Here is a 12489-nt window from a genome sequence, read left to right as displayed (position 1 = left end):
GTTTATTTATTGGCCGCTGGATAAGAAAGCGTTCGCAGTCATTTTGGAAGAAGGGAAGGACTTCATGAACAACCGATATATAGCTAGGATCCTCGCACCGCTGCTCTTCGTAATGATGCTGCTAACGGCTTGCGGCGGGGCGGGTGCTCCGGATAATCGAAGCGGGAATGAGCCTTCCTCTCTTGCAGCGGGTAATGAAGGCGAACCGAGAGCGGGAGGCACGGTGACTTACGGTTTCCCTTCCCCGTTTAAGGGGTTGTTCGAACCGGCTTTTTATGAAGGAGAAGATGATCTCCGCGTTCTGGAATTCATAACGGAGCCGCTGTTTACGGTCAAGGATGATTTAACGACTGTTCCCGGCATTGCAAGCTGGCAGGAATCGGCAGATCATAAAACTTTCACTTTCAAAATCAAGCATGGTGTGCACTGGCAGAACGGCGATGAACTGACGGTTGAGGACTGGAAATTCGCGCTTGAGGTCATTGCCGACCCGGACTACACCGGACCGCGCTATTACAGTGTGGAAATGATTGAAGGCGCTGATGCCTATCATACCGGAAAGGCGAAGCAAATATCGGGCATCCGGGTCATTGATCCCTATACGCTGGAGCTTAGGGTAACGGCTGCGCGCGTCAATACCATTGATAATCTATGGGCTTATCCGATGAATAAGAGATATTTTGCAGGAGTAGCGGTAAAAGATATGCCAAATTGCGGTCAGGTGCGCAAAGCTCCCATCGGTATCGGACCGTTCCAGGTTACGAACATCCAGCCGGGAGAATTTGTTGAGATGACCCGCTTTGACAATTACTACAAAGGCAAGCCGCTGCTAGACGGAGTGCTGTACAAAGTATTTGACGACAAGATGATTACGAGCCTGTTCGAGCAGGGGGTAATCGATATGGAGCAGGCGCCGCGTGATGCCTATGAAAGCCTGAACAAGCTGGATCATATTACGCTGATGAAATCCCCGGATTTGTCTTACGAGTATATAGGCTTTAAGTTCGGACACTGGGACGACAAGGCGCAAAAGATCGTTATGGATAACCCCAAGTTCAGCGATAAACGGCTGCGGCAGGCGATGTACTACGCACTCGACCGCCAGGGGATTATAGACGGCTTCTCCTATGGGCTGGGCAAGCTGGCGGAAACGCCGATTTCCAGCGAGAGCTGGGCGAAAATTCCGGAGGATCAAATCAACCGGTACCCTTATGATCCCGGGAAGGCCAATGAGCAGCTGGATGAAGCGGGTTATAAGGATTTGGACGGGGACGGCTTGCGGGAAGATCCCAAGGGATCGAAGCTCGTGATTCATTTCGACGGCATGGTTGGCGGTACCAATGATGAGCCGCGCACCGAGGCTATGCTGCAGAACTGGAGAGCCGTCGGTTTGGACGTAAGATTGAACGGCGGAGCGCTGAAGGAAATGAATACCTTCTATACGATGGTGGAAGAGGATGATCGGTCGGTCGAGCTGTTTAACGGTGTCTGGGGATTATCCAATGATCCCGATCCTACCGGACTATGGAGGGAGAATGATCTGTGGAACTATCCTCGGTGGTCCTCTAAGGAGAATGAGCAATTGATCCGCGACGGGATCAGCTTGAAGGCATACGACCGCGATTACCGCAAGCAGGTGTATTACGACTGGCAGAAATTAATAAATGACGAGGTGCCAATGATTTTCATTGCGGAGCGCGTGACGATTACTGCGGTAAACAAGCGGCTTCAGGGAGTGAAGATTAATGCGATTAGCCCAATAATCGATCCTTATAAGTGGTGGATCAAAGGCAGCGAATAGGGGGTCACGGGCATAGTGCTGAAATTTGCGCTTCGCAGACTAGCGGGCTCGGTGCCGCTGCTGCTGGTGATCTCCGTCTTGGTGTTCGTGCTGGCCAAGCAGATGCCGGGCGACGGCCTTGGGGGAGGGCTGAATCCGGGCAATAAAGATCCCCGGTATATTACGGAAATGCGCGAGAGGCTGGGGTACGGCGATCCAGTGGTTATTCAGTATATCCGCTGGCTTAAAGATGCGGCTACAGGTCATTTCGGACAATCCTTCTTATACAAAATGCCTGTCGGTGAACTGATCGGCCAGCGTCTGCCCGCAACTTTGCTCCTGACCGCACTCTCGCTTCTCATTACATATGGAAGTTCTTTGGCTCTGGGAATGATCGCCGGACGCAATCCGGGAAGCTGGCTCGACCGCTTGATCCGGACGGCTGCTTATGTTACCTATGCGGTTCCGACCTTTATTGCGGCCATTTTCGCCATTTATATATTTGCGGTAGTTCTCCGCTGGGTGCCTCTTGGCGGCACGGCATCGGTTGTAACATCAGGAGGACTGTCAGCGCTGGGAGACCGGCTTGTTCATGCCCTGTTGCCTGCGGCTGTGCTGGGACTGTTCAATACAGCGGCGTACACGCTGTTTTTGCGTAATGAAATCGTGGAGAACAGTGGCAAAAATTACGTGCGCACGGCTGTAGCCAAAGGCATATCCAGGTCCTCGGTATATAACAGGCATATTCTGCGCAATTCGCTCATTCCGCTTATTACTTTTCTTGGAATGGATATAGGAGCCCTGCTGGAAGGCTCGGTTGTCATCGAGAATCTGTTCGCTTATCCGGGTATCGGAACGCTGTTTACGGCTGCGGTGTCCGGCCGGGATTACGCGGTAATGATGGCGGTTACGTTAATGACGGGCTTCATGATCGTCGCCGGGAATGTTGTGGCGGATGTGCTGTACGGATGGCTCGATCCCCGCATACGCGCGGGTTATAACGGAGGAAGATCATAATGCTCAAGAACGCGCCGGCTTCGCTCATTAGCGACGCCGTCCAAAAATTTGCCGCGAACCGGTTAGCTGTTATCTCGCTGCTGTTTCTTCTCGCTGTGTTGGCGCTGTGTCTGCTTGCTCCTTGGCTTACCGCCCACGATCCAGCGAAGATCGATCTGCGGGGTCTGAATAAAGGTCCGAGCGCCGAACATTGGCTGGGCACCGACAAGGGAGGGCGTGATATTGTCTCCCGCCTGTTATTTGGAGGCCGGACGACGCTGTGGATTAGTCTGTGCGTGTCCGCAATCATAGCCGGTACGGGAACCGTGGTGGGGGTTCTGGCCGGCTATTTTGGCGGATCGGCGGATTCGCTGCTGATGCGGATCACCGATGTTATTTTGTCATTTCCTTTTTTAATCTTTATTATTGTTGTAAAAAGCATCTATCCAGGCGGCGGCATTCCCTCGCTGATCTGGACGGTGGGGCTGCTGGGCTGGGGGGGATTCGCCCGCATCATCCGGGCAAAGACGCTGGCCGAGAAAGAAAATGAATACATGCTGGCCGCAAGCGCGCTGGGAGCCGGGACGCTGCGGATATTGACGCGCCATCTGCTGCCTGGCCTGCTGAGTGTCTTTATTACGAATCTGATGTGGACGGCTGCGGCCATGATCGGAGTGGAAGCGAGTCTCAGCTTTCTGGGCTTCGGCGTACCCATCGGACAGCCAAGCTGGGGAAATATGCTGGCGGACGCGCTTTCTCCGGAAGTAATCAGGGAACAGTGGTGGGTATGGCTCCCCGCCGGGCTGCTCATTACCGGAGTCATTCTTTCGATCAATTTTATCGGTGAAGGGGTAAAGGAAGCGTTCAAAGTTCAAGAGGAACGTTTATGATTTTTAAGATTTTGTGAAGAATCGAATCAAAATGCCGTTACCTTCGTCTATATAGCTGTAAAGGATGAAACGAATATATTTTTTTCCAAATATGTCGGTTATTGTTGTTTCTTTTTAGGTTCAGAGTGATTACAATAGAGTTTGTATTTGTACAAGCTGCCCTGGAAAGGAGGAACGCTCTGCAATAACCAGGGGTCGAACGCCGGTGAAGAGCAAGTCTGCCCGCAGCACCAATCCATGACCGCTCCATTCAATGTGTCCGGACGGCCATTCCAATATATAGCACCTATTAACTCTACTCTATTATACAAAGAAGGAATCTATTGTGAGAAAAAAGTGGAAAAAAAGATATATCGCCTTAATTGTACTTTTAGTCATTATCGCCGGAGGGTTTGTGTTCCGGAAGCCGCTGACTGTTCTGGCCTTCGATCTGTTTCTGTCGGACAGGGTAGAAAGCACGCTGGCACAGAAATCTTACCAGCCGCTCACGACGAATGAAGATAATTCCGTGAAGCCTGAACCGATAGCCTATAAGAGCGATCCTTTTTCTGTGATGCTTCTTGGCACCGATCAGCGCAAGACGGAAACGGCCCGGTCCGATACGATGATCTATGCGGTGGTAAGGCCCGAGGATTATAAAGTGCTGCTTATTTCGATTCCCCGGGACACCTATACCGAAATTATCGGTCATGACGGCGATAAGAAGGACAAGATTACGCACGCATACGCTTTTGGCGGCCAGCAGATGGCGAAGGATACGCTGGAGGCGCTGCTTGGGCATGATATTCAGTACTATGCGACCATTAACTTTCAGGGCCTGAAGGACACCGTTGACGCTTTGGGCGGACTGCCGCTGCCGATTAAGAAGACGATCGAGAACAAAGGCAAGGACCATGAGAAATTTACGATTGTGGGCGGGAAGTCTCTTTATAACGGCGAGGAATCGCTCAATTATGTGCGTTACCGTGAGGACAGCGACTTTAACCGTACGAAACGCCAGCAGGTATTCCTCGATGTGCTTGCGAGCAAAATGCTGTCGCTTAACCAAATCGGCAATGTGACGGAGCTGCTCAACATACTGGGAGACAATTTCAAGACGGATATGCCGCCTTCCATGATTACCGGTTTGGCCAAGAAGTTTCTGGGCGGCAAGGAAGCCGATATTTCCAGCTTCACCGTTATGGGCGAGGGCACCCGCATCGGCGGCGTTTATTATGATGTTGTAAACGAAGAGGATCTGGATAAGGCGAAGGTGATGATTGACAACTGGATGAACGCCGGAACACCGGTGGATCAGTTGATCGAGCCGGGAAAAGCGGGCAACGCGCTGGAAGCCAAGGCTACATCGGCCGCCCACTAAGACAGGACGGCTTCGGACCGCTATTTACTGTAAAAGAGACAGCAGCAGCCCTGGTGAACAGTTACCGGCTGCTGCTTGTTGTTCCTATGGTATACTGGTAATGGAACTGCGATTCAGCCGATACGTATAAATAAAACGGACTCCCTGGACTAAGAGTGGGGAGGACTATCATTCCTTGGGGACTTTTTGAGGAGGACCAAGAAGATGAATATTGCGTTTTTTTTGCTTCCGAAGCAGGAGGTGGCCTGCGTTACGCTGGATTCCACCCTGCGCCAGACGCTTGAGCGAATGGAGCATCACAGATACACCGCTATTCCGATCCTGAACAGCAATGGCGAGTACGCCGGTACAGTGACAGAAGGCGATCTGCTCTGGTACATGAAGGATTCGCATGGGAAGGTTACGTTCGACAATGCGTCCAAATTTTTGCTGAAGGATGTTCCGCTACGGATGAACAACAAGCCGGTGTCCATCGACGCGGATATGGAAGACTTGATTAATCTGGCCAAGGTTCAGAATTTTGTGCCGGTTGTTGACGACATGAACCGCTTCATTGGGATTGTCCGCCGTAGCCAAATTATCGGGTACTGCGAGAAGTTCGTCTCCCGTCAATCATTGGAATCTTTGTAAGCGAGATCACTCCGGTACAGAAGGTTCGATCGTGCGGCCTGTATTCCGGCAAAAGGGAATGCGGGCCTTTTTCAATTACAGCGCGCCAGGAGAAGGTATCGAAGCTCAAGGGGGGGGAAGTGTAGCGAATGGGCATTTATGCTATAATGGAGAATAAAGCTTTTTCCCGGAGGTAGAGAGACGTGTCCAATATGCCGAAGGATTTGGATGTAGCCAAGCGGGCCAAGGTCATCGAATGGCTGAAGACCGAAGTCATCGACCAGGTTTCCAGACTGTTTAAAGCACTGTGGGAAGGCAGTACCGCCCGTGTCAGCGACAGCTTGGCGAGTTTGATCATGAGCTCTTATATTCTGGGCCGCAGGCTTGGCATTTCGTACCGTGATATGGACGAGGTGCTGCTGGAGAAGCTGAGGAAGCACCGGCAGGAAGGCCATCAGCTGGAAGATTGGTATCAGGATATATCTGCGTTAGAAGAACATATGCGTAAGAGGTGAACATTGTTGAAATATCGCTGGACATCCGTGGCCTGGAGTATTGTATACCTGCTCCTGCTGTTATCCCTGTCAACCCCTTTTCTCATCATCACGACACTGTTTATGATTATTCCGGCGGCCCTGCTGTTCACTACGCTGAATACAAGGCAGTTTATTTTAACGATTGCGCCCGTATGGCTTGTGCTGGGGCTGATCAGCCCGTTTTATATACTGATTGCCGCATACCTGATTGTTCCCGCGCTCGTAATGGGATGGCGATATAAGAAAAAAGCCACAGCCTCTTCGACGATACTTGCCGGAACGATTACCCTTTTGGGAGAATTTCTGCTGCTGCTCCTTCTGGGAAAGACTCTCTTCCAGTTCGATCTGTATAATTATGTATACGATGTGCTGAACGAGATGCGGACGATGACGCTGTCCCCGATGCAGGAATTTGGTGTGGGGAACTTTCTGGGAGGAAGTTCAGAGGACCTCAGCAAAAATAGCCGCGCGTTCATCCAGGTGATTCCGATGGCGCTGATTATGTCTTCCTTCGTAATTACGGTGATCACACATTCGATCGTCCGGCCGATTCTGAACAGTATGGGATATGCGGTACCCAAGCTAAAGCCTGCGCGTGATTGGAGAATTCCCAAATCGTTTATTTGGTATTATTTAATCGCTACAGTGATTCAACTGTTCTTTTTTAAATCGGAAAACAGCTTTATGGTAATGATTACGGCCAACTTGGTTCCGCTGCTGCGGGTTTGCTTTATCATCCAGACGATTGGTTTCTTCTTCTTTATCGCCCATGAACGGAATTGGAACAGGGTTATTCCGGTTATGCTGGCGGTAATGGCCATTATGCTGCCTCCGCTGTGGATTATCGGGATTATTGATCTGGTGGTGCCGCTGCGGGAAATGGTGGCCAAATCGAAACGATAGGGTGAGAGCTCATGCCAAAATTTCTGCAAAAGCGCTGGCACGGCTATCACATCGTCTGGGCGTTCTTGCTGCTGCTGGTCCTGATTATTATAGTCAGCGTTTATAATTGGGTCTTGGGTGTCGTCTGCCTGTTTCTGGCCGGGACGCTGTGCTTCACAATGCTTAAGGCTGAAATATCGTTTCGGCGTAATCTTGTGGAATACATTAACGGCCTCTCTTTCCGCATCAAGCGGGTGGAAGGGGAAGCGATCGGAACGCTGCCGCTGGGCATTATTCTATACGGCGAGGACCGCTCGGTGGAGTGGAACAACCGTTATGCCGGGAGTGTTTTTGCGCGTAAATCGCTGGTGAACGATCCGCTCCTGGAGCTGCTCCCGGATTTGACGCCCCTCGTAGGCGGCGGGGCTCCTGCGAAACGGGAAGCGGGCAAGGAGGGAGTCCAGAAGGAACTTCGCGCGGAAATCAAAGTTGACGAGCGCTATTACCAGGCGGTCGTTATTCCAAGCGAGAGGCTTCTGTATTTGTATGAAATCACCGAGCTGATCGATCTGCGGCAGCGGTACGAGGAAGAGAAGCTGGCTCTTGGCATTCTGCTGATGGATAACCTTGATGAGGCCGCGCAGGGAATGGACGATCAGCAGCGGACTTCGCTGATCGCCAAGGTAACGAGCGAGATTACCGATTGGGCTAAGCAGTTTGAGGTTTATCTGCGCCGCCTTTCCTCGGAGCGTTATATGATGCTGCTGAATTACCGCAGCCTGCAAGCGCTCGAAGAGAGCCGGTTCGTTATTCTGGACGAGGTACGGGAAATGACAGCTGATCTGAAGGTGCCGATGACGCTGAGCATCGGTCTGGCCTTCGGAGCGGAGTCGGCGAGCGAGCTCGGCGCTCTCGCTCAGTCGAGTCTGGATATGGCGCTCGGAAGGGGCGGCGATCAGGCGGCTGTTAAGGCGGGTCAGCGGCTGTCGTTCTACGGCGGCAAGACCAATGCGGCGGAGAAGCGCACACGGGTGCGGGCGCGCGTAATCGCTCATGCCCTGCGCGATTTGATTCAGGAAAGCGACCGGGTCATCATTATGGGACACCGCAATCCCGATATCGATGCCGTGGGAGCCTCGATCGGCCTGCTCCGGGCAGCGCAAATGTATAACGTGGAAGCCGATATCGTGCTTGACGGGCCGAATCCTTCTATTACGCGCATGCTTGAGCAGATTCGAAGAGACGAAGAGCTGTACAGCTCTTTCATCACGACAGAGCAGGCGCTGCAGATCATGACCGAGCATACGCTGCTGATCGTAGTCGATACGCACAAGGCCTCGATGACGATGGAGCCGCGGCTTGTTCAATACGCCAGCCGGATTGTCGTTGTCGATCATCACCGGCGGGGCGAGGAGTTCATCAACGAAGCGGTGCTTGTCTATCTGGAGCCTTATGCGTCTTCCACCTGCGAACTGGTCACGGAGCTGCTGCAATACATCCATGAGAAGGTCAAACTCAGCACACTGGAAGCGACGATGCTGCTGGCCGGCATTACGGTGGACACGAAGCAGTTCGCCCTTCATACGGGGTCGCGGACGTTCGAGGCGGCGGGCTTCTTGCGCCGGCTAGGCGCCGATACGATTCTGATTCAGCGGATGCTGAAGGAAGATTTGCAAGAGTACATCTCGAAAGCGGAAATTATCAAGCATGCCCGCATGGTCTATGATCATATTGCGCTGGTGGTCACGGCGCCCGGCATGAAAATACCGCAGCTCCTGATCGCCCAGACGGCGGATACGCTGCTGGGCATGACCAATGTGCTCGCCTCCTTTGTCATCAGCGAGCGTCCGGACGGCTTGATCGGCATCAGCGCCCGTTCGCTAGGACGGATGAATGTACAGGTCGTCATGGAGAAGCTGGGCGGCGGCGGTCATTTGACTAACGCGGCTGTACAGCTTGAAGGAACAAGCAAGGAAGCAGAGGCCAGACTGCTGGAGGTGCTGGCTGAAATCGAAGCGAAAGAAGGTCTGTTCGAATGAAGGTTATATTCATTAAAGACGTTAAAGGTCAAGGCAAGAAGGGCCAAATCAAAGAGGTATCGGAAGGCTATGCCACTAACTTCCTGCTGCCGCGGGGCATGGCCCGTCCGGCGACCGAAGGGAATATGAAGACGCTGGAGAATCAGGCGGCTGCCGAGGAGCGCCGCAAGCAGCAGGAGAAAGAGGAAGCCGAGCAGCTTGGACAGAAGCTGAGCGGGCTGGAACTGACGATGAAAGCAAAAGCGGGAGAGGGCGGCCGGCTGTTCGGTGCCATTACAAGCAAGCAGATTGCCGAAGCGCTGGCGAAGGCTAACGGAATCACCATCGACAAGCGCAAAATCGAGCTGGAAGAACCGATTCGTCACCTGGGAACAACACAGGTTCAGGTGAAGCTCCATACGGAAGTCAAGGCTGTGCTGAAGGTTCAGGTAACGGAGGAGTAGTATGGGCGGAGATCTCTTTTTCGATCGGGTTCCCCCGCAGAATCTGGAAGCGGAGCAGGCGGTAATCGGCGCTATCCTGCTGCAGGATGAAGCGCTGATTGCCGCCATGGAGCGGGTGAATACCGAAGATTTCTACGACAAGCCGCATCAAATCATTTTTGAGGCGATGGTACAGCTCGGAGAAGAGAACCAGCCGATTGATTTGGTTACCCTGACAGCCAAGCTTCAGGATAAAGGAGAGCTTGAGACGATCGGCGGAGTCAGCTATCTGGCCAAGCTCGCGCATGCCGTTCCTACCGCGGCCAATGTGGATTATTACGCGCAGATCATTGAAGAGAAAGCGATGCTGCGCAGACTGATCCGGACCGCGACGCAGATCGTAAGCGAAGGCTATACCGGCGGCGAGGATGTCGCCGATATGCTGAGCGACGCCGAACGCCGTATTCTGGAAATTTCCAACCGGCGCAGCGGCAGCGGGTTCATTGCGATCCGCGATGTGCTGATGGAGGTTTTTGACCGGGTGGAGATGCTTCACCAGAATAAAGGAGGCACGTCCGGCATTCCTTCCGGCTTCGCCGACCTCGACCGGATGACCAACGGCTTCCAGCGCAATGATCTTATTATCGTCGCTGCCCGCCCGTCGGTCGGAAAGACGGCCTTTGCGCTGAACATCGCCCAGAATGTGGCGGTGCGCGCGAGGGAGACGGTAGCCATCTTCAGTCTGGAAATGTCGGCCGCCCAGCTTGTGCAGCGGATGATCTGCGCCGAAGCGAATCTGGATGCGAACATCATGCGTACCGGTGACTTCAAAAGCGATGATGACTGGTCGAAGCTGACGATGGGCATTGCCTCGCTGTCGGAATCGGAAATCTATATTGACGACACGCCGGGTGTAACCGTCGCCGATATCCGGGCCAAATGCCGGAGACTCAAGAAAGAAAAAGGGCTGGGCATGATCGTGATCGACTACCTCCAGCTCATTCAAGGCCGCGGCAAGGGCGGAGAGAACCGCCAGCAGGAGGTATCGGATATCTCGCGGACGCTGAAGCAGATTGCGCGGGAGCTGGATGTGCCGGTAATCGCCTTGTCCCAGCTCAGCCGGGGCGTGGAGCAGCGTCAGGACAAGCGGCCGATGATGTCGGACCTTCGGGAATCGGGCTCAATCGAGCAGGACGCGGATATTGTCGCGTTCTTGTACCGGGATGATTACTACAATCAGGAGACCGAGAAGAAGAACATTATCGAGATTATTATCGCCAAACAGCGTAACGGTCCTGTCGGCACGGTAGAGCTGGTATTTCTGAAAAATTTCAACAAGTTCGTCAACTACGAGCGCGCTCACTCCGAACCGTTCGCAGGTTAGGGATAATCATGACAATTTCCGAACGATTGTACATTTTTTTGTGCAATCGTTCGTTTTTGTTTGACTTTAAAAAAGACGGCTGGTACACTGGTAATTGTGCTTTAGCGGATTAAACTGTCTAAAGCGTCCCTCAGGGCTGCGTACATAGCGGTATGTAATGAGCCCTATAAGAAAAATAATGGTGCTCCGAGCAGCACCTACGGAGGAATGAACATGTCAACGGTAGTCGTTGTGGGAACACAATGGGGAGACGAAGGCAAAGGCAAAATCACGGACTTTCTGGCAGAGAGCGCAGATGTGGTCGCCCGTTATCAAGGAGGCAACAATGCCGGCCACACGATTCTGATTGACGGCAAGAAATTCAAGCTCAGCCTGATTCCGTCGGGCGTCTTCTATAAAGAAAAGACTTGTGTTATCGGCAACGGGATGGTAATTAACCCGGCCGCCCTGATTGAAGAAATCAATTATATCCACGAGAACGGATTTGATACGGATAACCTGGTCATCAGCGACCGCGCCCATGTCATCATGCCTTATCACATGGTGCTGGATGCGCTCGAGGAAGACCGCAAGGGACCGAACAAAATTGGAACGACCCGCAAGGGCATCGGCCCGGCGTATATGGACAAAGCGGCCCGCAATGGCATTCGGATCGCCGATCTGATGGATGCCGAAGAATTCGAGCTCAAGCTGCGTCACTTGATGAATGAGAAGAATCAGGTTATCACCCAAGTATATGGCGGAGAGCCGCTTGATGTGGAAGAGACTTTGAAGCAGTATCTGGAGTATGCGGAAGTGCTGCGCCGCTATGTGACGGACACTTCGGTCGTGCTGAACGACGCCATCGACGCGAACGATAAGGTGCTGTTCGAAGGCGCTCAAGGCGTTATGCTCGACATCGACCAAGGAACGTATCCGTTCGTAACGTCCTCCAATCCATCCGCAGGCGGTGTCTGCATCGGCTCCGGCGTGGGTCCTTCGAAGATCAAGCAGGTCATCGGGGTGGCCAAATCGTATACGACGCGTGTCGGCGACGGTCCGTTCCCGACCGAGCTGAATGATGAGATCGGCGATTTGATCCGCGAGACCGGCCATGAATACGGCACCGTTACCGGACGTCCACGCCGCGTCGGCTGGTTCGACAGCGTCGTTGTCCGTCATGCCCGCCGGGTCAGCGGTCTGACCGGGCTGTCCCTGAACTCGCTGGACGTGCTGAGCGGCTTAAAGACAGTTAAGATTTGCACCGGCTACAAATACCGCGGCGAGGTTATTACCCATTATCCCGCAAGCCTGAAAATGCTGGCCGAATGCGAAGCCGTTTACGAAGAGCTGCCGGGCTGGGATGAGGATATCACCTCGGCCAAGACGCTGGATGATCTGCCGGAGAACACGCGCAAGTATGTGGAGCGCGTATCCGAGCTGACCGGTATTCCGATCGCGATCTTCTCGGTCGGACGCAACCGCGACCAGACGAACCAAGTTCTGCCGATTTACGAATAATTAGCAGCGATATCCCATATATTATACGTTTATAAGAACCGCAGAGAGCCTGCAATGGCTTTCTGCGGTTTTTTCTGCGTGTCTATTTCGA

11 protein-coding genes are annotated in these 12489 nt (G+C 53.0%); all 11 read left to right on the top strand.

From position 1 onward, the window contains the following. The first annotated feature begins 64 nt into the window (after positions 1 to 64). The 11 genes from opp4A to VK70_RS22010 all read left to right on the top strand — a co-directional run bounded on the left by opp4A (position 65) and on the right by VK70_RS22010 (position 12398). Positions 65 to 1801, top strand: a complete 1737-nt coding sequence (gene opp4A, locus VK70_RS22060) for an oligopeptide ABC transporter substrate-binding protein (protein WP_025694544.1) — start codon at positions 65 to 67, stop codon at positions 1799 to 1801. A 15-nt stretch (positions 1802 to 1816) separates the two neighbouring features. After that, the gene (locus VK70_RS22055; protein ID WP_025694545.1) at positions 1817 to 2797 is read left to right on the top strand and encodes an ABC transporter permease; all 981 of its coding nucleotides are present in this window, start codon (positions 1817 to 1819) and stop codon (positions 2795 to 2797) included. Continuing rightward, on the top strand, positions 2797 to 3666 hold the full coding sequence (locus VK70_RS22050; protein WP_025694546.1) for an ABC transporter permease: 870 nt from the start codon (positions 2797 to 2799) through the stop codon (positions 3664 to 3666). Before VK70_RS22055 ends, VK70_RS22050 begins: the two co-directional genes overlap by 1 nt. A gap of 325 nt (positions 3667 to 3991) precedes the next feature. Then, positions 3992 to 5026, top strand: a complete 1035-nt coding sequence (locus VK70_RS22045; protein WP_025694547.1) for an LCP family protein — start codon at positions 3992 to 3994, stop codon at positions 5024 to 5026. 204 nt (positions 5027 to 5230) lie between these two features. Then, positions 5231 to 5656, top strand: a complete 426-nt coding sequence (locus VK70_RS22040; RefSeq protein WP_025694548.1) for a CBS domain-containing protein — start codon at positions 5231 to 5233, stop codon at positions 5654 to 5656. Positions 5657 to 5847: 191 nt separating this feature from the next. Continuing rightward, the gene (locus VK70_RS22035) at positions 5848 to 6150 is read left to right on the top strand and encodes a MazG-like family protein (RefSeq protein ID WP_025692509.1); all 303 of its coding nucleotides are present in this window, start codon (positions 5848 to 5850) and stop codon (positions 6148 to 6150) included. 6 nt (positions 6151 to 6156) lie between these two features. Beyond that, positions 6157 to 7074 carry a DUF2232 domain-containing protein gene (locus VK70_RS22030; RefSeq protein ID WP_025694549.1) on the top strand — a complete coding sequence of 306 codons (918 nt, stop codon included), beginning with the start codon at positions 6157 to 6159 and terminating at the stop codon, positions 7072 to 7074. A gap of 11 nt (positions 7075 to 7085) precedes the next feature. Further along, complete coding sequence (locus tag VK70_RS22025; protein WP_025694550.1) at positions 7086 to 9092, top strand: DHH family phosphoesterase; 2007 nt, start codon at positions 7086 to 7088, stop codon at positions 9090 to 9092. After that, positions 9089 to 9535 carry a 50S ribosomal protein L9 gene (rplI, locus tag VK70_RS22020; RefSeq protein WP_025694551.1) on the top strand — a complete coding sequence of 149 codons (447 nt, stop codon included), beginning with the start codon at positions 9089 to 9091 and terminating at the stop codon, positions 9533 to 9535. The genes VK70_RS22025 and rplI overlap by 4 nt, the downstream gene beginning before the upstream one ends. 1 nt (position 9536) lies before the next feature. After that, positions 9537 to 10898: a replicative DNA helicase gene (gene dnaB, locus VK70_RS22015; RefSeq protein ID WP_025694552.1), complete on the top strand. Its 1362-nt coding sequence runs from the start codon at positions 9537 to 9539 to the stop codon at positions 10896 to 10898. A gap of 213 nt (positions 10899 to 11111) precedes the next feature. Then, the gene (locus VK70_RS22010) at positions 11112 to 12398 is read left to right on the top strand and encodes an adenylosuccinate synthase (protein ID WP_025694553.1); all 1287 of its coding nucleotides are present in this window, start codon (positions 11112 to 11114) and stop codon (positions 12396 to 12398) included. Positions 12399 to 12489: the final 91 nt, after the last annotated feature.

Source organism: Paenibacillus durus ATCC 35681, assembly GCF_000993825.1.
Lineage (GTDB): Bacteria > Bacillota > Bacilli > Paenibacillales > Paenibacillaceae > Paenibacillus_AQ > Paenibacillus_AQ durus_B.
This window is presented reverse-complemented; position numbering and strand designations above follow the sequence as displayed.

Bases quoted from the DNA above. Each gene is read 5' to 3' on its own strand.
- opp4A (WP_025694544.1), top strand. From the start codon at position 65: ATGAACAACCGATATATAGCTAGGATCCTCGCACCGCTGCTCTTCGTA.
- VK70_RS22050 (WP_025694546.1), top strand. From the start codon at position 2,797: ATGCTCAAGAACGCGCCGGCTTCGCTCATTAGCGACGCCGTCCAAAAA.
- VK70_RS22040 (WP_025694548.1), top strand. From the start codon at position 5,231: ATGAATATTGCGTTTTTTTTGCTTCCGAAGCAGGAGGTGGCCTGCGTT.
- VK70_RS22035 (WP_025692509.1), top strand. From the start codon at position 5,848: ATGCCGAAGGATTTGGATGTAGCCAAGCGGGCCAAGGTCATCGAATGG.
- VK70_RS22025 (WP_025694550.1), top strand. From the start codon at position 7,086: ATGCCAAAATTTCTGCAAAAGCGCTGGCACGGCTATCACATCGTCTGG.
- rplI (WP_025694551.1), top strand. From the start codon at position 9,089: ATGAAGGTTATATTCATTAAAGACGTTAAAGGTCAAGGCAAGAAGGGC.
- dnaB (WP_025694552.1), top strand. From the start codon at position 9,537: ATGGGCGGAGATCTCTTTTTCGATCGGGTTCCCCCGCAGAATCTGGAA.
- VK70_RS22010 (WP_025694553.1), top strand. From the start codon at position 11,112: ATGTCAACGGTAGTCGTTGTGGGAACACAATGGGGAGACGAAGGCAAA.